This is a genomic window from Chryseobacterium tructae, assembly GCF_030409875.1.
In the GTDB taxonomy this organism is placed as follows: Bacteria; Bacteroidota; Bacteroidia; order Flavobacteriales; family Weeksellaceae; genus Chryseobacterium; species Chryseobacterium tructae.
Genome location: NZ_JAUFQR010000001.1, coordinates 819,973 through 838,573 on the forward strand (window position 1 = coordinate 819,973; position 18,601 = coordinate 838,573).

At 35.4% G+C, this 18,601-nt stretch carries 17 protein-coding genes and 2 pseudogenes; 6 read left to right on the top strand and 13 right to left on the bottom strand.

Annotated elements, in window-relative coordinates:
• Positions 1-51: 51 nt before the first annotated feature.
• Positions 52-900, bottom strand: coding sequence for a M12 family metallopeptidase (locus tag QWZ06_RS03965; RefSeq protein ID WP_290295822.1), 849 nt, complete (start codon positions 898-900; stop codon positions 52-54).
• 356 nt (positions 901-1,256) lie between these two features.
• Here QWZ06_RS03965 and QWZ06_RS03970 point away from each other — a divergent pair, with 356 nt between their 5' ends.
• From QWZ06_RS03970 to QWZ06_RS03980, 3 genes are all read left to right on the top strand, one after another.
• A complete protein-coding gene (locus tag QWZ06_RS03970; RefSeq protein WP_290295824.1) occupies positions 1,257-2,261 on the top strand; it encodes an LLM class flavin-dependent oxidoreductase in 1,005 nt (334 codons plus the stop codon).
• A gap of 67 nt (positions 2,262-2,328) precedes the next feature.
• Positions 2,329-3,450 carry a 3,4-dihydroxy-2-butanone-4-phosphate synthase gene (gene ribB / locus QWZ06_RS03975; RefSeq protein WP_290295826.1) on the top strand — a complete coding sequence of 374 codons (1,122 nt, stop codon included), beginning with the start codon at positions 2,329-2,331 and terminating at the stop codon, positions 3,448-3,450.
• Positions 3,451-3,552: 102 nt separating this feature from the next.
• Positions 3,553-4,134, top strand: coding sequence for a Crp/Fnr family transcriptional regulator (locus tag QWZ06_RS03980; RefSeq protein WP_290295828.1), 582 nt, complete (start codon positions 3,553-3,555; stop codon positions 4,132-4,134).
• Between the two features lie 110 nt (positions 4,135-4,244).
• On the opposite strand, the gene fmt is transcribed toward QWZ06_RS03980, so the two are convergent.
• From fmt to folK, 6 genes and pseudogenes are all read right to left on the bottom strand, one after another.
• On the bottom strand, positions 4,245-5,189 hold the full coding sequence (fmt, locus tag QWZ06_RS03985; RefSeq protein ID WP_290295830.1) for a methionyl-tRNA formyltransferase: 945 nt from the start codon (positions 5,187-5,189) through the stop codon (positions 4,245-4,247).
• A 135-nt stretch (positions 5,190-5,324) separates the two neighbouring features.
• Positions 5,325-7,232, bottom strand: coding sequence for a RecQ family ATP-dependent DNA helicase (locus QWZ06_RS03990; RefSeq protein ID WP_290295832.1), 1,908 nt, complete (start codon positions 7,230-7,232; stop codon positions 5,325-5,327).
• 78 nt (positions 7,233-7,310) lie between these two features.
• Positions 7,311-8,747 carry an OmpA family protein gene (locus QWZ06_RS03995; protein WP_290295834.1) on the bottom strand — a complete coding sequence of 479 codons (1,437 nt, stop codon included), beginning with the start codon at positions 8,745-8,747 and terminating at the stop codon, positions 7,311-7,313.
• Positions 8,748-8,958: 211 nt separating this feature from the next.
• A pseudogene (locus tag QWZ06_RS04000) lies at positions 8,959-10,487 on the bottom strand (OmpA family protein).
• Positions 10,488-10,537: 50 nt separating this feature from the next.
• Positions 10,538-11,659: an OmpA family protein gene (locus tag QWZ06_RS04005; protein ID WP_290295835.1), complete on the bottom strand. Its 1,122-nt coding sequence runs from the start codon at positions 11,657-11,659 to the stop codon at positions 10,538-10,540.
• A gap of 17 nt (positions 11,660-11,676) precedes the next feature.
• Positions 11,677-12,093, bottom strand: coding sequence for a 2-amino-4-hydroxy-6-hydroxymethyldihydropteridine diphosphokinase (gene folK, locus QWZ06_RS04010; protein WP_290295837.1), 417 nt, complete (start codon positions 12,091-12,093; stop codon positions 11,677-11,679).
• A 21-nt stretch (positions 12,094-12,114) separates the two neighbouring features.
• Between folK and sppA the strand changes: the two are divergent.
• Positions 12,115-13,871, top strand: a pseudogene (sppA, locus tag QWZ06_RS04015) (signal peptide peptidase SppA).
• 71 nt (positions 13,872-13,942) lie between these two features.
• Here the strand turns inward: sppA and QWZ06_RS04020 are convergent.
• The 6 genes from QWZ06_RS04020 to rpmB all read right to left on the bottom strand — a co-directional run bounded on the left by QWZ06_RS04020 (position 13,943) and on the right by rpmB (position 16,406).
• Positions 13,943-14,203 carry a GlsB/YeaQ/YmgE family stress response membrane protein gene (locus tag QWZ06_RS04020; RefSeq protein WP_034694983.1) on the bottom strand — a complete coding sequence of 87 codons (261 nt, stop codon included), beginning with the start codon at positions 14,201-14,203 and terminating at the stop codon, positions 13,943-13,945.
• A gap of 73 nt (positions 14,204-14,276) precedes the next feature.
• Complete coding sequence (gene ftsY / locus QWZ06_RS04025) at positions 14,277-15,230, bottom strand: signal recognition particle-docking protein FtsY (protein WP_290295842.1); 954 nt, start codon at positions 15,228-15,230, stop codon at positions 14,277-14,279.
• A 15-nt stretch (positions 15,231-15,245) separates the two neighbouring features.
• The gene (locus tag QWZ06_RS04030) at positions 15,246-15,653 is read right to left on the bottom strand and encodes a RidA family protein (RefSeq protein WP_290295845.1); all 408 of its coding nucleotides are present in this window, start codon (positions 15,651-15,653) and stop codon (positions 15,246-15,248) included.
• Positions 15,654-15,805: 152 nt separating this feature from the next.
• The gene (locus QWZ06_RS04035) at positions 15,806-15,955 is read right to left on the bottom strand and encodes a DUF4295 family protein (RefSeq protein ID WP_065395045.1); all 150 of its coding nucleotides are present in this window, start codon (positions 15,953-15,955) and stop codon (positions 15,806-15,808) included.
• A 19-nt stretch (positions 15,956-15,974) separates the two neighbouring features.
• Positions 15,975-16,157, bottom strand: coding sequence for a 50S ribosomal protein L33 (gene rpmG / locus QWZ06_RS04040; protein WP_027373683.1), 183 nt, complete (start codon positions 16,155-16,157; stop codon positions 15,975-15,977).
• Positions 16,158-16,163: 6 nt separating this feature from the next.
• Complete coding sequence (gene rpmB, locus QWZ06_RS04045) at positions 16,164-16,406, bottom strand: 50S ribosomal protein L28 (RefSeq protein ID WP_002976757.1); 243 nt, start codon at positions 16,404-16,406, stop codon at positions 16,164-16,166.
• A gap of 240 nt (positions 16,407-16,646) precedes the next feature.
• On the opposite strand from rpmB, the gene QWZ06_RS04050 reads away from it, so the two are divergent.
• Together QWZ06_RS04050 and QWZ06_RS04055 are read left to right on the top strand one after the other, a co-directional pair.
• Positions 16,647-16,955 (top strand): hypothetical protein, encoded by a 309-nt coding sequence (locus tag QWZ06_RS04050; protein ID WP_290295849.1) that lies wholly within the window; start codon positions 16,647-16,649, stop codon positions 16,953-16,955.
• Positions 16,955-18,358: a T9SS type A sorting domain-containing protein gene (locus QWZ06_RS04055; protein ID WP_290295851.1), complete on the top strand. Its 1,404-nt coding sequence runs from the start codon at positions 16,955-16,957 to the stop codon at positions 18,356-18,358. The genes QWZ06_RS04050 and QWZ06_RS04055 overlap by 1 nt, the downstream gene beginning before the upstream one ends.
• Positions 18,359-18,601 lie beyond the last annotated feature (243 nt).

Sequence of the window (18,601 nt, forward strand, 5' to 3'; positions counted from 1 at the left end):
GGAATTCTTTTCTTGCTTAAAATATATTAATAAGAATGATAAATTTAAATCTTAAGGGTACATAGCATTGATCGTATTGATATCCCCTGTTGTAAATCCTGTTCTGTTATAAGTGAAGTTGGAGCCATCAGCTCTTTTAATAGTAGGTAATCCATTTTTAGAATAAGATGTTGGCCAATACATCATCACCGAATTGATATTGAAAGGCCCTATATCGGTTCCAGAAGTATATTTATTAAAATTATAACCCTGTCCGTCCTGAATATTCCCCCATTGAATGCTTACATACTGATCTCTGTCCTGGCGGCAATGTTCATGATAAATTCCAACGGTGTGCCCCATTTCATGAATCACCGATCCTACAGAAATATTCTGATCCAGAGAAATGGTTTGTTTTCCACCCTGATACCCGATATGTGCCCACCCATCTGATCCGTTTGAACTTCCAAAAATAAATTCTACATAATTGGATTGGTTGGTACGCTGAACCCAGCGGGCATTTGTCTTGGAATTGTATTCATTCACTGCAGTATTGATTTTATTGCCATTGATAGACCCCATATTACTTGCAACAGTATAGTAAATAGTACGGTTAGGCCATCTTGAAAAAGTTGCACCACCTTTATTGGCTGCACCACCTTCTGTCAATTGTTGGTCAGAAAGCACAATGTCACCTTGGAAAAAGTTCATTCCGTTTTTTACTTCATACGTGATTTCCTGACCGTTTAATTGTCCTTTTTTAAGGTTAGCAACATTCACTGCGTTCGTTTGGATTTCGCTTGTGATTTCGTCATTGTTTTTACTGCAAGAGGATAGAATTGCAGCTATTACAAGGCTCATGAAAACCGTTCTTTTTGTCAATACTTTTTGGGAAAACAAGTCATTAATTTTTTTGTTCATGGTAAAGATTTTTTCAAATTGTTATACGAATATAATGATAATTCTCATTATAATGATTTATTTTTATTGAAAATTAAAACTTGATGTGGTATTTGTGTGTTTTTAATACCTAAACTGTAAAATGTTTAAGGCTTTAGGAAAAGATGGTCGTTGTGTAATGTTTTTGAAAGATATTGTTATACTCAAAAGGAGTAGAATATCAATTTAATCTCTAATAGTTTTTCCCTGAACTCACCAATAGATCCTATTAATTACAAAAAGTAACTAATGCGGTTCAGATGTTTTACATTTGTATGGTTTTTAATACCCACATAGAAAAGGAGATTTTATATCACCTTTAAAATTAATATCTCAATATGAAAAATTTTGAAATTTCTGTTTTAGACCTTGCGCCGGTAAAGCAGGGAAAAAGCATTCATGATACATTTCAGGACAGTTTGTCCTTAGCCAATCACGCAGAAGGGTTAGATTATAAAAGATTCTGGTTGGCTGAACATCACAATATGGAAAGCATTGCCAGCTCTGCAACTTCTGTTCTAATTGGTTTTATAGCTAACGGAACAAAAAAGATCAGAGTAGGTTCAGGAGGAATTATGCTTCCGAATCACAGCTCATTAATCATTGCAGAACAATTTGGAACACTGGAATCTCTTTTCCCGGGAAGAATTGACCTAGGATTGGGAAGAGCACCGGGAACCGATGGCTTAACGGCTCAGGCCTTGGGGAGAAATCCGGCGATTATTAACGAACAGTTTCCAAGACAAATCTTAGAACTTCAAAGGTATTTTTCTAAAGAAAATGCTGATGCAATGGTTCGTGCTATTCCCGGAGAAGGATTAGATGTTCCATTGTATATTTTAGGATCAAGTACAGACAGTGCATGGCTGGCAGCTGAACTCGGATTACCCTATGCTTTTGCAGGACACTTTGCTCCGGAACAGATGGAAATGGCTTTTAAAATTTACAGAGAGCATTTTCAACCTTCAAAATATTCGGATAAACCTTATATTATTGCTTGTGTTAATGGAGTAGCAGCAGAAACGTCTGAAGAAGCTCATAAAATTTCCACGACTTTGTTTCAGGCTTTCATTAATATTGTAAGAAATGACAGAAAACCTTTTGCCCCACCGGTAGATGATATGGACGAAATCTGGTCACCTATGGAGAAATCAATGGTGTTACAGAAGCTAAGATATACTTTTATTGGAGATCAGGCTGAAATTCAAGAAAAGCTTAAAGACTTCCAGGAAAAGTTCAATGTAGATGAATTAATGATCAATTCCCATATTTACGATCACCAGAAAAGATTAAGATCTTACGAGATTATCAGAGAAGCGGTGAACTCTTTATTCAAAGCGTAATAAACCATTCATATAAATTGGCAGATGCTTATTTTTATGAGTATCTTTGCACAAATAAAATGTAAAAATGTCTGATATTAAATTAAATACTATTCCAGAGGCCATTGAAGACCTTAGAAATGGGAAAATAATCATAGTAGTAGATGATGAAGACAGAGAAAATGAAGGAGATTTTCTTTGCGCAGCAGAACTAACAACGCCTGAAATTATCAATTTTATGGCTCTTCACGGAAGAGGGTTAATTTGTATGCCGCTTCCTGAAAAAAGATGTGATGAACTTGGGCTTGAAGTAATGGTAAGCAGAAGCAGCGATCCTAAAGAAACTGCTTTTACCGTATCTGTTGACCTTTTAGGAAACGGAACTTCTACAGGTATTTCTGCAGGTGACAGAGCAAAAACAATTTTAGCTTTGATGGATGAAAAGTCCAAACCTACAGACTTCATGAGACCAGGACATATTTTCCCCCTTCGTGCAAGAAAAGGAGGCGTATTAAAAAGAGCAGGACATACTGAAGCTGCCATTGACCTTACTCACTTAGCTGGATTAAAAGAAGGTGGAGTAATCTGTGAAATCATGAATGAAGACGGAACTATGTCTCGTTTACCTGAGCTTCACGCATTTGCTCAGAAACACGATATGAAAATTGTTTCTATTGAGGATTTGATCCACTATCAGCTTAAAAAAGGTAATCTTGTAGAAAGATTGGAAGAGAAAAAAGTAAAAACACACTACGGAGAGTTTGACTTCTATGCTTTCAGAGAAACTTCTAATGACCAGATTCATTTTGCATTAACAAAAGGGGCATGGACAGTAGATGAGCCGGTTTTAGTAAGAGTACAGTCTTCTGATTCTTATTTTGATGTATTGACAAGGTTAAATAATGGTGAAAAACCTTTACTGGAAAAAGTAACCAATATGGTAAACGAAGCTGGGAAAGGAGCTATTATCTTCATCAACAATGTTTCCAATTCTGAAAATACATTAAGAAAACTTCAACAGTTCCTGAACTATCAGGACGGGCAGGAGCAACATCCTACCTTAGCATACAACTATAGAGATTATGGTATTGGAACGCAGATCTTAAAGAATTTAGGAATTAATAAGTTTAAAGTAATCACTCAAAATCCTAATATTAAACCTCAGGTTGGAGGATATGATGTGGAGGTAAGCGAGTTGGTACAACTATAAAAAGAGAATCATCATTAGTGAATTTATTTCACTTTAAATGATTTTTTACCATATAAAATAAAAGGTTTAGGATTTTTCTAAACCTTTTTTTATTTTTAGACCATGACCGAGTCTTTAGAAAAACATATCCGGGAGTATGTTGATATTTCAGATGAAAATCTGGAAAAATATTGTAATGCCTTTACCTATAGAAAAATAAAAAAGAAAGAATTTTTATTAATGGAAGGAAGTATCTGTGATTTTGAAGGGTTTGTTGTGAATGGTTGTTTTAAGGTTTTTCATACCGATCGAAATGCAGCAGAACAAATCTTATATTTTGCTATTGAGAATTGGTGGATCTCGGATATAGATAGTTTTATCAACAGGATTCCATCCAAACTTACCATTCAGGCACTCGAGAATAGTGAAATTCTTTTGATTTCGAAAAAAGATAAAGAAAAGCTTTATCAGGAGATGCCGGAAGTAGAACGACTAATGAGACTTAAGTTTCAAAGTTCAATTATTGCATTACAACGTAGAATTATAGATAATTTAAGCAAATCTTCAGAAGAACGCTATATTGAATTTTTAAAGAAATATCCCGAAATATCCCGTCGCCTTACCAATATTCAGATTGCAGCCTATCTAGGAGTTACTCCTGAATCCCTGAGCAGAGTTCGCAAAAAAATTGTTGGGAAAATATAAAGAACCCACTATTGATTCCCTTTTCGTTAAAAAAAATGATAGCCAATAAAAAAGCCACAACAGATATTTTAGTTGTGGCTTTTATGTATGGTTACAATGTAACTGTAAAACTACAGTGCTATTTCGTCAAAGTTTCTAAAACCATTTAGAAAATCTTTTACAGTCATTCTTTTTTTTCCTTCTAGTTGAAGTTCTTGTGGAAAATAGACTCCATCCTGAGTATAGATTTTAAACTCATTTTTTGAAATATCCAATGTTCCGGCAACTTTACCGTGATTGGTAATCTCAAAACTTCCACCAAAAATTTTTAATCCTTTTTCTTCAGCTCCGATTTTTAAAGTCGTGAAAGCTGCAGGATATGGAGACATTCCAAGGATAAACTGATGTACTGTTTTTGAAGGAGCTTCCCAATTGATTCGGGTATCTTCTTTAAAGATTTTATAAGCATTTTTAGGATGCTCCACTTGTGGCTGAGGTTTTTCTTCAATAGCATTTTGAGCCAATCCGTCTAACGTTTTTACCACTAATTTTGAGCCCATTTCCATTAATCTGTCATGAAGATGTCCTGCGTTTTCATCCGATAAAACTTCAATTTCTTCCTGAAGAAGAATATTTCCTTCGTCAATTTTTTCATTAATAAAGAAAGTCGTTGCTCCTGTCTTTTCTTCCCCATTGATAACAGCATAGTTGATTGGAGCGGCTCCCCTATAATCCGGAAGAAGAGAAGCATGAAGGTTGAATGTTCCCATTTTAGGCATTTCAAAAAGAATCTTAGGCATCATTCTGAACGCTACCACAACAAAAACATCAGCATCCAGCTGTCTTAGTTCTTCTAAAAATTCAGGGTTTCTTAATTTTTCCGGCTGAAAAACAGGAATATTATTTTCTGAAGCATAGACTTTTACAGGGGATTGATTGATTTTTTGGCCACGTCCGCTTGCCTTATCTGCTACAGTTACCACACCTACAACCTGATGATGAGATTGATGAATAGCCTCCAATGACGTTTTTGCAAACTCAGGAGTACCTAAAAAAACGACTTTCAATGATTTCATATTGCAAAGATAAGTTTTTGCTGTGAGAGTGGAGAGAGCAGAAGCCTTGAGAGAATATAAATATTTTTCTGAAAACTTAGATTTCCAATCAAGGTATTGCTATTGTTTCCTACTATTTTTATTACTCATTGCCCATTACTCATGGTTCAGCGCATAGGTTCTGAAGTTCAGCATTTTTACTTTTCCTGAATCTAAAAGAAAGATTAAGTTTTCAAGAATGCTTTCTTTAGAGTGGTAGCTTAGCTGCACGGATAATTCTTCTATAGTTGCTGATTTTTTAGCCAGCAAATTGATGATCTGTTGTGAAATGTTTTTTCCGAAAATAGATTGTTTATTCTTTTCACATACGGAGCATTGGCCACAGTTTTTTGAATTTTTTTCGCCGAAATAAGCCAGGATAAGTTTCATTTTACAATAATCTTTATCCTCGGTATAGAACTTCATTTCTTCCCATTTCTGGATTTTGTTTCTTTGAATATGTTCAAAAAGTTTCCAATAGGCATTATTGATCGCTCTTTCATCACGAGGTTTCAAAAATTTGATACTTGATAAGGCTCCATCTATATATTCAAGATAGCTTCTCTGTTGAAGTTCTTTTAGACGCTCCTTGATTAAGGGAATACTCACTTCAATTTTATTGCTTACCTGCTGTTCACTGAACATTACTTTATGAGTTGTAATTCCGGACATGGTGCGGAGAAGAAGCTCTATGAAATAAGCATCTTTTTGAGGGAGTTGATCTATTTCATCAGATTTAATTAAAAGCTCCAAAGAGGATAGGCTTTTATTGTCATTATAGTAAATAATTTCCTGGTTGTGGAGAAAGTTGAGAACGTTGTTGATCTTTGCTTTAGATAAACGGGTAAAATTTTGTATTCCTATTGTATTCAATTGGAATGTTTTCTCAGGCAATTCAAATTCTGCTACCTGAAAAATAGAGTAGAGGTAGCTGATAATCTTTAAAAATTCAGCTTTGTTGGGTATTTGGTTTTTTAGGATTTGATCAAAATTTAATAATTCTTGCTTGTTCCAAAGCATAAAGGCAAAGCTATCTTTGCCATCCCTTCCGGCTCTTCCTATTTCCTGATAATAATTTTCAATAGAGGCAGCAGGAGAGTAATGGAGGACAAAACGTACATTATCTTTGTCAATACCCATTCCAAAGGCATTTGTAGAAATTAATACCTGATTGTTGCTATTGTTCCAGGTATTTTGCCTTGTGTTTTTTTCCTTTGTCGTTAAACCAGCATGAAAATAATCTACATTTTTTAGTTGATTTTTCTTTAAGAATTCAACAAGCAATTCGGCTTCTTTTCTGGTTCTTACATAGACTATCCCTGAATCTGTATTATACTTTAGAATATCCAGTACACGTTGAAATTTATCCGAAACTTCTTCAGTAAAGATTTTAATATTATTTCTTTTAAAACTTTTCTGAAAAATCGCTGGATTTTTCAGTTCAAGTTTATTTTTGATTTCCTTCAGAACTTTGTGAGTTGCTGTTGCAGTTAAAGCCAGACACGGGATTTCAGGATGATTTGTTCTGAAACCTTTGATGTTTTGGTAACTTGGACGAAAATCCTGACCCCACTCAGAAATGCAGTGAGCTTCGTCAACAGCAATAAATGATAGTTCTATTTCATCTATATTTTGTAGAAACTGAATGTTTGTTAATCTTTCAGGAGATACATAAAGAAGTTTGGTAAGACCTTCTTTACAACGGTTGTAAATGGCTTCAGCATCATATTCATCCAATTCAGACGATAGATATTCAGCTTCTATACCCCTGAATTTAAGCTGGTTGACCTGATCTTTCATTAATGCCAATAAAGGGGAAATCACCAAACAGGTTCCCTCCTTTAATAAAGCTGGAAGCTGGTAACATAAAGATTTTCCTGCACCTGTAGGAAGCAGCACCAGTGTGTCTTTTTCATTGATTACAGCATTGATAATATCTTCCTGAGCATCTCTGAAGTCAGTGTAGCCCCAGAAATATTTAAGAGTATCATATTTTAGCTTTTGAAAATCCTGTGGAGAAATCATGATGTAAAAATAAGGAAAGTATTAGGACAAAAAAAGCCACGCAATGCGTGACTTTTATATAGTGACTTAATAAGTTTATTATTTAGCTTCGAAGTATACTCTTCTGTTGGCTCTGTTTTTCCATTCAGGGCACTTCGTTGCTGGTTCACACTCAGGATATTTAAGGTCTTTTTCACCTTTACCTACAGCGTTTAATTTACCGGACTGAACTCCGTTTTTGATCAGATAGTTTTTAACGTTGTTTGCTCTTCTCTGAGATAATTTCTGATTGTAAGCATCAGTACCTCTTGTATCAGTAGCTCCTACAACATTATAAGAACCATTTGAAGAATTGATATAATTTACAGCGTTATTTAAGATTGGAGTATTTGACGGTAAAATTCTGTCAGAATTTAAATCAAACTCAATTCCTTCCAATTTCGTTTCTGTTTCTACTACAGGACCTGTAGGAGTAGTAGGACAACCATTGTTTTCAACTGGTCCAGGAACTGTTACACATTTATCGTAAAGATCAATAACACCATCAAGGTCTGTATCAAGAGCAACACCAGCACCATCTACTCTTGCTCCTGCAGGAGTATCAAGCTGTCTGTCCCAATCGTCACATACCCCATCGTTATCAGCATCACCTTTTTTACATACTTCGATATCCTGGCTCTTATTAGCAAGAACATCAAGCTTGTAATAGATCTCCTGAAGTGGGTCATGCCACATTAAGTGAGACTCATGTTTTCCTAGTTTTACAGAAAGTCCTAATGTTGCATTGAAGAAATTATCAGAAACCTGTGAAGAACGTCTGTTAACTTCGCTATACGGATCACCACCACCATCGAAGGTATCATCACCCGTAATTACATACATTAATCTACCTTCAAGATCAATTCTTCTGTTTACTTTAAATTTCAAACCTGTACCAGCCTGCATAAACATTGAACCAAGTTTGAATGGCTTCACTTCCGTCATTAATCTTTGTCCGCTAGCATCTTTTTGGTAAGCTTTGTAAGCAATAGTACCTATACCTGCGTATCCATGAAGAGCCCATCTATATGGAGAGTGATTATCAACTCTTCTTAAAAGGTTAGAAAAGTTAATATCTCCCAAGATTGAGATTGCATCATACTGAGTTCTACCTGCTACTGCTTTAGCATCAGGAGCAGCATCTTTGGTATTGAACCATCCTTGTCTTGTTTCACCTCTGTCATATTGTAAGTTGATTCCAAATGCATGAGTAATCGCCTTATCAATACTTACATAGGCTGAATATCCGAAAAGGTTCTTACCGTTACCATTTTTGATGGACGTTAAATCTGCTGATTGCATCAATGGAACTCCAACCCCCGCGGAAATAGACCAGTCATTAAATCTTTTTGCTTGATTATTGAATGGGGAAACGTTGGCAGACCCAGACGAGAACGTATTGGGATACTCTCCTTTTGAAACTGCCGTTGAGTCTTGTGCATAACTGGCAGTAGGAATTGCCAAAGCTAATGCAACAATTGCTAAACTTAATTTCATAGTGTTATTTTTTTAGTTAAGTTATTTAAATGATTTTTTTACGCTAAAAGTGATTTTTTGTATTATTTTTTTCAAAACAATAACCGGTGTATTTTGTTTATTTTATACGGATTGCCCCTAAAATGATATAAAGGTAGGTAAAAAATTCGGTAGTAGAAAAAAAATAAACCGAAAAGAACTATTCTTTTCGGTTTACTTATATTTTAAGAAATTATTTTTTCTTCTTTTTAGAAACTACTTTTTTCTTTACTGGCTTCTTTACAGGAGCGTCCTCATAGTCTTTCTTTTTCATTGAATTCCATTCAGAACCTTCCATAAATCTTACCGTAACTTTTCTGTCTGCCATTCTTTCAGCATCTGAAGCTGAAGCTGGAATTCTAGCCTCTGCAGATCCTACTCCTCTTGACTTCAGAACCGTTTCGTTTACCCCTCTGTTTTCTAAAGCTCCCACTACAGCAGCAGCTCTTTCCTTAGAAAGCTTTAGGTTATAGGCAGCATTTCCTTTAATGTCAGTATGACCTGTCAATAAATAATTACCTCCGTTTTCTTTGATAATAGAAGCGGCTACATCCAGTTTGCTGTTAGATTCAGGTCTGATGGTAGCTTTATTGAAATTAAAGTAGATATCTTTTAATGTTTTCTCTACTTCAACAGCAGTTTTGTTATTATCTTTTTTCTCTATCGGGCAACCGTTGTTTTCAACTGGTCCAGGAACTGTTACACATTTATCGTAAAGGTCGATAACACCATCAAGGTCTGTATCAAGAGCAACACCAGCACCATCTACTCTTGCTCCTGCAGGAGTATCAAGTTGTCTGTCCCAATCGTCACATACCCCATCGTTATCAGCATCCCCTTTTTTACATACTTCGATATCCTGTTTTTTATTAGCTAAAACATCAAGTTTGTAATAGATTTCCTGAAGTGGGTCATGCCACATTAAGTGAGACTCATGCTTTCCTAATTTGAAAGAAAGTCCTAATGTAGCATTGAAGAAGTTATCAGAAACCTGTGAAGAACGTCTGTTAACTTCGCTATACGGATCACCACCACCATCGAAGGTATCATCACCTGTAATTACATACATTAATCTACCTTCAAGATCAATTCTTCTGTTTACTTTAAATTTCAACCTGTACCAGCCTGCATAAACATTGAACCAAGTTTAAATGGCTTCACTTCCGTCATTAATCTTTGTCCACTGGCATCTTTTTGGTAAGCTTTGTAAGCAATAGTACCTACGCCTGCATATCCGTGAAGAGCCCATCTGTAATTAGAATGATTATCAACTCTTCTTAAAAGGTTAGAAAAGTTGATATCTCCCAAGATAGAGATTGCATCATACTGAGTTCTACCTGCTACTGCTTTAGCATCAGGGGCAGCATCTTTTGTATTGAACCATCCTTGTCTTGTTTCACCTCTGTCATATTGTAAGCTGATCCCAAATGCATGAGTGATCGCCTTATCTATACTTACATAAGCTGAATATCCAAAAAGATTTTTACCGTTACCGTTTTTGATAGACGTTAAATCTGCTGACTGCATCAATGGAACACCGGCTCCAACTGAAATAGACCAGTCATTAAATCTTTTTGCTTGATTGGTGAATGGAGATACATTAGCAGAGCCAGAAGTAAAAGTATTAGGATACTTTCCATCTGTAGCTGCTGATGAATCTTGTGCATAGCTGACGGTAGGGATCGTCAATGCTAATGCAACAATTGCTAAACTTAATTTCATCGTGTATTATTTATTTAATTTTTTTTGAAAAATAGTTTCTTGACTTCTGATTATTTAATTGGGCAACCGTTGTTTTCAACTGGTCCAGGAACTGTTACACACTTATCGTATAAGTCAATAACACCATCAAGATCCATATCTAAAGCAACACCGGCACCGTCTACTCTTGCTCCAGCAGGAGTGTCAAGTTGTCTGTCCCAATCGTCACATACTCCGTCATTATCCTGATCTCCTTTTTCACAAACAACAAAATCTGTAGCTGCATTTTCTAAAACATTGGTTTTGTAATAAGCTTCCTGAAGCGGATCATGCCATGCTAGGTGAGATAGCTGTTTTCCTAACTTGAAAGATACTCCCAAAGATACCGTCCAGGCATTGTAAGATCTTTTGTTGTTAAGTATCGTATATCTATATGCTGATTCTGTAGGAGCTTTAGGATCGTAGCTTGAATTATTGTATCCACTACCATCGAATGATTGTTCACCACTGATAATATACATGGTTCTAGCTTCAATATCAATAAGCGGAGAAACATTATATTTTACTCCTAAACCAGCCTGATAGAATATAGAATTAATATCAAGATCTTGTTTTACGAATAAAGGAGTTCTTTTAGGATTATCACTCCATCTGTTTCTGTCATTATCGTGTAAAGAAGTTCTATACCCCTGAAGACCAATTCCTCCATATCCATGGAATGCCCATCTGTATGGTGAGTGATTATCTACTCTTCTTAATAAGTTAGAGAAGTTAATATCTCCCATTAATGACAATTGATCAAATTGTGTAGTTCCTGTAGCGACTCCAGCAGCAATTCCAGGAGCTCCCGGAAGTTGACCTGTTTGCTTGGTTTCGCCTCTGGTATACATTAAGCTTACACCGAAGGTATGTGAAATTTGCTTATCAATACTTACATAAGCATTATACCCCCAATTGGTTTTATCCGAATGAAATGATTTCAAAGCAGAATGAACCATAAATGCTGCACCTCCTCCGACAGAAATTGACCAATCTCTGAAACGTCTGGATTTGTTATCAAAAGGTTTTACGTTAGCTGAACCTGAAGAGAAGGTATTAGGATACTCAGTAGAAGAGTTTACTGTAGTACTGCTATTCTGAGCGAAAGCTGCAATTGGCAAGGTTGTGGCCAATAATAATAAACCTAATTTCATACAATATGTTTTATGTTTTAAATAAAATCTTTTAATAATACTCTGGAAAAATCCCTTTCAAAAAGATGTTTTTTATGAGGGATATCTAATCTTTCTGACTTAAAATTTAATTCATTATACTTAATGATATCAATGTCTATTACTCTATCTGCGTAACCGCCCGATACTTTTGAATCATTAATTCTTCCCATTTCAACTTCAATGTTTTTTATACAATCAAGCAGCTGAATTGGTGAAAGATGCGTGAATATTATTGTTGCAATATTACAAAAAATATTGGAACTGACAAATTCTACAGGATCAGACATTAAAAATTCGCTTATCTGTGAAATGTGGTTTCCTGCATCACTTATTTTCTGTAAAGCAAGTTCTATATTTTTTTTTTGCTCTCCAAGGTTACTTCCTAGTAACAAAACTACCTTTTGCTGCGACATATTAGAAAATTGATTGAATTTATGAGAAGTTTCTTTAAAAATGTTTTGGCAAATATAGTAGCAATAATCATACTTTGTGCTGTATTTTTCATCTTTTTCATCACGCTGCTTGTGTTTAGTTCTATGGGAAGTGATAAGTCTGTGGCGGTGAAAAAGAATTCGGTACTTACGATTAATTTAAAGACGAATATAATAGATAGCCCTACTGAAGAGCAAGTGGATCTTTTCGGTTTAGGCAATCAGAATAAAAATGTTCTTTTGTATGATGTATTGGAGGCGATTAATAAAGCTAAAACCGATGATAATATTAAAGGAATCAGTATTGAGACCGATGAGTTGAACGCGGGGTTAACTCAAATTGATGATCTTAGAAATGCTATTGATGATTTCAAGAAAAGTGGAAAATTTGTTTATGCTTATGGAAATGGAGTTTCGCAATCTGCTTATTACCTAGGTTCTGTAGCGGATCAGTATTATCTTCATCCGGCAGGGGGTATTGAATTAAAAGGACTTTCTACTGAGGTAACATTCTTCAAAGATTTTGCAGATAAGTATGGGATCGGAATTGAAGTAATCCGTCATGGTAAATTTAAATCTGCAGTAGAACCTTTTCTAAGAAATGATATTTCTCCTGAAAATAAAGAACAGTTAAGCACACTACTCAACGATCTTTGGAAAAATACATCCTATAAAATGGCTGCTTCAAGAAAAATTGATACCGCACAATTCAGAACAATAGTTGATAGTTTATATGGAATGATTCCTGAGCAAGGATTAAAATATAAACTGGCGGACAAGCTGATCCAGAAATCAGAATATGAAGATCTACTTAAGGCTAAATTAAGTGTAAACGATAAAGAAAAGCTGAACAAAATTTCTTTAACGAACTATATCAGTTCTTTTTCTGAAGATGATAAATCTGGAGAAAAGGTAGCTGTATTGTATGCGTCGGGATCTATTAATAATGGAGACCAATATAATGACATTCACTCTGAGAAATATGTTAAGTATATTAAAAAGCTTCAGGAAGATGATAAGGTGAAAGCTGTAGTATTTAGAATAAACTCTCCTGGAGGAAGTGCAAATGCTTCAGACGAAATCTTATTTGAGTTGCAAAAACTGAAAAAGAAAAAGCCTTTGATTGTTTCTTTTGGAGATTATGCTGCTTCTGGTGGGTATTATGTCGCTATGGCAGCTGATAAAATCTATTCTGAGCCTAATACTCTTACGGGGTCTATCGGAGTATTCGGAGTAATGCCTTATTATAAAGATATAGCCAATAAGAACGGAATCCGTGCTGATGTTGTAGCTACCAATGCAAACTCAATGTATTATTCAGGATTGAATGGAGTAACACCATATGGAGTCAATATGATGACAAGAAGTGTAGAAGGTACTTATAAGAGATTTGTACATTTCGTTACTCAGAATAGAAAGAAACCTTTGAACAGATTGATAATGTAGGTGGCGGTAGAGTATGGAGTGGTGTTCGTGCAAAGGAAATTGGTTTGGTAGATGAATTGGGAACGCTTAATGATGCTGTAAAATTTGCGGCACAGAAAGCAGGAGTGAAGTCTTATTATGTAGAATCTTATCCAAAGAAAATGTCTCCATTCGAACAAATCTTTAAAGATCTTAATGAAGAGGATGTTTCTGCAAGAATTATTAAAAATAAAATAGGGAAGTCCAATTATGAAATCCTGCAACAGATTACAGATAAGAAATTGCAGTCTGAGGTAAAAATGGAAATGCCTTACCAGATTAGAATCAACAACTAACTAAATTATATTGTACAAAAATCCCGGATCTGAATTTCAGATCCGGGATTTTATTTTTTATCGGTATTACATCAGCTTTTCTTCGTAGCCATTCCATAAATCCAGAGGATAATTAAAGCGCCTCCGATGGAAAGAATCCAGCTTCTTGGATTCCAGAATGAGGTAACATCTCCCCAATGTAAAACGTAAACTCCTATAGCTCCTCCTACAAATGCTCCTAGAATTCCAAGGATAATGGTGATTAACCAACCTCCTCCCTGAGTTCCGGGCATAATCATTTTAGCGATTGCACCTGCAATAAGACCGAATAGGATCCATGTTATAATTCCCATAGTTGCAAATTTTTTAATTGTTAATATTTTAAAATTGATTTGTTTGCTAATGTAAGGGAAAGTATGATATAAATCATCTTTTCTTGAAGAATGAGTCTACAAATTCCGTACCATTGAAAAGCTGCAGATCCTGCATTTTTTCGCCTACGCCTATATATTTTACAGGAATTTGGAATTGATCAGAGATGCCGATTACAACCCCTCCTTTTGCTGTTCCATCTAATTTTGTTACTGCCAAGGCGTTTACTTCAGTAGCTGCGGTAAATTGCTTAGCCTGTTCAAATGCATTCTGACCTGTAGAGCCATCAAGAACTAATAAGATCTCATGAGGGGCATCAGGAATAACCTTCTGCATCACTCTTTTGATCTTAGAAAGTTCGTTCATCAGGTTGATCTTATTATGAAGTCTCCCTGCGGTGTCAATGATAACCACATCTGCATTTTGGGCTACAGCACTCTGTACGGTATCAAAAGCTACAGAAGCAGGATCGGAACCCATTTCCTGTTTTACGATAGGAACTCCCACTCGCTCACTCCAGATAACAAGTTGATCAACGGCTGCAGCTCTAAAGGTATCTGCAGCTCCAAGAACTACTTTTTTACCTTCGGATTTAAACTGGTGAGCCAATTTTCCAATCGTTGTTGTTTTTCCAACACCATTTACTCCTACCACCATTATAACGTAAGGTTTTTTTGAAGTGTCGATATTTCCTGTTCCTGCGTGAGGGTTTTCAAGTAGTAATCCTGAAATTTCCTCACGAAGAATATTATCCAGCTCGCTTACTCCAACATATTTGTCGCGGGCAACACGTTCTTCAATTCTTTCTATGATTTTGATGGTTGTGGAAGCGCCTACGTCAGATGCAATCAGTACTTCTTCCAGATCATCCAGAACTTCATCATCTACTTTGCTTTTGCCGACTACGGCCTTCGTCATTTTTTCAAAGAATCCCTGGCTGGATTTTTCCAATCCTTTATCCAGAGTTTCTTTTTCTTCTTTTTTGAAAATATTTTTAAACCAACTCATAGTTTTAGTTTATTCTTATCTTTTGTTTTTAATCACTGCTGTGGCTTCTACTTCGATCAGTACATCACTCCTGAAAAGCCTGCTCACTTCTATAAGGCTGCTTACGGGAGGGTTTTGAAGATTGACATATTCATCCCTTACTTTTCTAAAATCCGGGGTTTTTGAGATGTCTGTGATGAAGATACTCAGTTTAACAATGTCTTTGCCTGTACCTCCATATTCCTTCAGTATGTTTTCAATATTTTTGAAAATCTGATGTGTCTGCTCTTCTACATGGTTTCCCACCAGGTTTCCTGCTGAATCCAAAGGAACCTGACCAGATAATAAAATCATTTTAGAAGTACCGCAATCAATGCTTACTGATTGTGATAATCCCGGAATGCTGAAAACTTTTGGTGAACTTTTATATTCTATAGGGTTCATTGTTTTCTGACTAAATGAAAATTGAAAAATAACTGTACCTATTAGAACAAGAAGCTTCTTCATATTTCACTGATTAATAATCTGGTGAACAAAGATAACAAAAAAACTACCCAAAATATGAGTAGTTTTTTATATTGTAAATAAAGTATTGATTATTTTTTCAAAAAACCATCTACTTCATCAGCATTCATTACTTTTTCTTCGAAAACGTAAGCTCCTGATTTAGAAGACTTCACCATTTTCACCACTTTGGTCATTTTTTTAGACCCGGTCTGTAGGGTTGCTACTACTTTCTTTGCCATTGTAAATTATATTTATAAATTACTTGATTTCTTTGTGAAGGGTAGATCTCTTAAGAACTGGATTGTATTTTTTCAATTCCAATCTCTCTGTAGTGTTCTTTTTATTTTTTGTAGAAATGTATCTAGACATTCCTGGCATACCGCTTTCTTTGTGCTCTGTACATTCAAGGATTACTTGAACTCTATTTCCTTTTTTTGCCATGATCTATTAATTCTTTTTAATCAATCCGTTTCTAGTAGCTCTTTCAATAGCTTCTTCGATTCCAATCTTGTTAATCACTCTCAATCCATGAGCTGATACTTTCAGTGTAACGTGCTTATCTTGCTCTGGAAGGTAAAATTTCTTCTCTAATAAGTTAATTTCAAAACGACGCTTCGTTTTGTTATTAGCGTGAGAAACGTTGTTACCAACCATTGCACGCTTTCCTGTTATTTGGCAAATTCTTGACATATCTCGATGTTCTTATTTGTATAATATTTGAGAGTGCAAAATAACGAAGAATTTTTTATATAGACAAATCTTTTGGAAAATATTTGTAAATAAGTGGCTGATTATAAATATTGATTTTTTAAAATATTCGAATTTCTGGGATATAGCGTGAAATCAGTGCTGATATATTTCATACAGGCTTTTTTTTAAAAAGGAAAATTAATATTCTATCTTTGTTTTTAATTAATCTAAATAAAAATTATGAAGAGAATTTACATTTTGTTATCTATGTTGCCCGTTGGTTTGTGTGCTCAGAATTTTACAGAGATACAGACCGGAATGAATAATTTTTATTTCTCGGCTGCTGATATTGCTGATGTGGATAATAACGGGACACTGGATGTTGTGGTGAATGGAGCTATTGATTCAGATGGTGACGGAAGCCCTGATGCTACCTATAATGAGGTATATCAGAATACAGGAACAACTTTGCAGGCTTATACTGATCTGGGAGGGGATGTAACGCATCTTGGAGATATAAAGTTTATTGATTTGATAATGATGGCTTGATGGATATTGTTTCCACAGGATTGAGTTATATGGATATTGTTAACTACAAGCATTATCGTTTTAAAAATACAGGAGTAGGCTTTACAAGAGAAGTAGAGCTTCCTGGAAAAATATATGGTTCTATGGAAGTTTTTGATTTTAATCATGACGGAAAACAGGATTATGCTATCAACGGAACACAATATGCTCACGGGGGAGGTTTTAGAAATACATTGGATTTTTATAAAAATACAGGCCAAGGATTTGATATGACCGAGAACTGGGCTGATGGAACTCAAAACGGAAGCTTTAAAATAGTAGATCTTAATAATGACCGTCTTTTGGATCTTGTTGTTATAGGATCAGATATCAATGGGGATCCGGTATCTAAAGTATATATCAATCAGAATGGGACATTGGTTCATACGCAAGCTCTAGATTCTTTAACATCTGGGAAACTGGAAGTGGCGGATTTTAATGGCGACGGTTTTCAGGATGTTGTTGTGATTGGTAAGGATGCTAATGATGATCCTTATCTTGCTGTGATGATGAATGATGGAACTGGTAATTTGGTCATTCAGCAGATTCCAACAGAAGTTTCTGATGCATCTATAAGCGTAGGTGATTTGAATAATGACGGATATTATGATTTTATTATCTCAGGCGATGTGAATTATAATGCAGTCGTAAAAACTTATTTATATAATGTAGCCAACCAGCAATTTACTGAAGGTACAACTACAGGTTTGCATGCTCTGGGTGGGCCTGGAATGATACAGCTATTTGATTTTAATAACGATAATCATCTGGATGTTTTATTAGGTGGATTTGATTGGGCAAATTCAGCAATTCCATCATTGACTAAGCTTTTTAAAAACAACAGCAGTGATACGAATGTAAAGCCTACAGCGCCTACTCAGCTTGCTATGACAAAAAATGGAAACAGATTTAATTTTACATGGAGTGGTGCTACGGATGATAAAACTCCTGTCAATGCATTACGCTATGAAATTAAAGTAGGATCTACACCGGGATCACAAGATATTGCGAAATATATTGTAACCACGCCTTCATGGTTTCTGGATCTTGATCCGTCTGTTCAGAATGTATTTTGGAGTGTAAGATCAATTGATGCTTCAAGAGTATATTCTGATGCTTCAACACAAGGCTCGTTGTCGACTAAAGAAAATACAAGCTCTCGTGAAACGGAACTTGTTATTTATCCAAATCCTGCATCTGATAAAGTGTATATTAAAGGAGAGAAGGTTTCTGAAGCTGAAGTGTATTCAATGGAGGGAAGAAAACTGAATGTAGCTTTAAACGGAGATCAGTCTATTGATGTTTCTCATCTTCCTAAAGGTATCTATCTGTTAAAACTAAAGATAAAAAACGAAATAACCACCAAAAAAATTACTATTAAATAACTGAATCATTTATTCTATCTTGAGAGAAGTCAGACGTCCAGCTGGCTTCTCTTTTTTTATTCCGGTAATCTGTTGGAGATTGGCTCTATGGAAATAGGGTTAAATATTTCTCGCAGATTTCGCGGATTACGCAGATGGGTGTGGATATTTGTGCTGGAATTCTTGTTTCAAAAATAAAAAAATGGTGATCGGTATAATGAACAGGTGTTTTGATTTCTCGCAGGTCTCACAGATTAGGCAGAT

What these genes read in the sequence shown, in the direction of transcription:
- QWZ06_RS03965 (WP_290295822.1), bottom strand. Translation starts at nt 900, where the DNA reads ATGAACAAAAAAATTAATGACTTGTTTTCCCAAAAAGTATTGACAAAA.
- QWZ06_RS03970 (WP_290295824.1), top strand. Translation starts at nt 1,257, where the DNA reads ATGAAAAATTTTGAAATTTCTGTTTTAGACCTTGCGCCGGTAAAGCAG.
- ribB (WP_290295826.1), top strand. Translation starts at nt 2,329, where the DNA reads ATGTCTGATATTAAATTAAATACTATTCCAGAGGCCATTGAAGACCTT.
- QWZ06_RS03980 (WP_290295828.1), top strand. Translation starts at nt 3,553, where the DNA reads ATGACCGAGTCTTTAGAAAAACATATCCGGGAGTATGTTGATATTTCA.
- fmt (WP_290295830.1), bottom strand. Translation starts at nt 5,189, where the DNA reads ATGAAATCATTGAAAGTCGTTTTTTTAGGTACTCCTGAGTTTGCAAAA.
- QWZ06_RS03990 (WP_290295832.1), bottom strand. Translation starts at nt 7,232, where the DNA reads ATGATTTCTCCACAGGATTTTCAAAAGCTAAAATATGATACTCTTAAA.
- QWZ06_RS03995 (WP_290295834.1), bottom strand. Translation starts at nt 8,747, where the DNA reads ATGAAATTAAGTTTAGCAATTGTTGCATTAGCTTTGGCAATTCCTACT.
- QWZ06_RS04005 (WP_290295835.1), bottom strand. Translation starts at nt 11,659, where the DNA reads ATGAAATTAGGTTTATTATTATTGGCCACAACCTTGCCAATTGCAGCT.
- folK (WP_290295837.1), bottom strand. Translation starts at nt 12,093, where the DNA reads ATGTCGCAGCAAAAGGTAGTTTTGTTACTAGGAAGTAACCTTGGAGAG.
- QWZ06_RS04020 (WP_034694983.1), bottom strand. Translation starts at nt 14,203, where the DNA reads ATGGGAATTATAACATGGATCCTATTCGGTCTTATTGCAGGTGCAATC.
- ftsY (WP_290295842.1), bottom strand. Translation starts at nt 15,230, where the DNA reads ATGAGTTGGTTTAAAAATATTTTCAAAAAAGAAGAAAAAGAAACTCTG.
- QWZ06_RS04030 (WP_290295845.1), bottom strand. Translation starts at nt 15,653, where the DNA reads ATGAACCCTATAGAATATAAAAGTTCACCAAAAGTTTTCAGCATTCCG.
- QWZ06_RS04035 (WP_065395045.1), bottom strand. Translation starts at nt 15,955, where the DNA reads ATGGCAAAGAAAGTAGTAGCAACCCTACAGACCGGGTCTAAAAAAATG.
- rpmG (WP_027373683.1), bottom strand. Translation starts at nt 16,157, where the DNA reads ATGGCAAAAAAAGGAAATAGAGTTCAAGTAATCCTTGAATGTACAGAG.
- rpmB (WP_002976757.1), bottom strand. Translation starts at nt 16,406, where the DNA reads ATGTCAAGAATTTGCCAAATAACAGGAAAGCGTGCAATGGTTGGTAAC.
- QWZ06_RS04050 (WP_290295849.1), top strand. Translation starts at nt 16,647, where the DNA reads ATGAAGAGAATTTACATTTTGTTATCTATGTTGCCCGTTGGTTTGTGT.
- QWZ06_RS04055 (WP_290295851.1), top strand. Translation starts at nt 16,955, where the DNA reads ATGGATATTGTTTCCACAGGATTGAGTTATATGGATATTGTTAACTAC.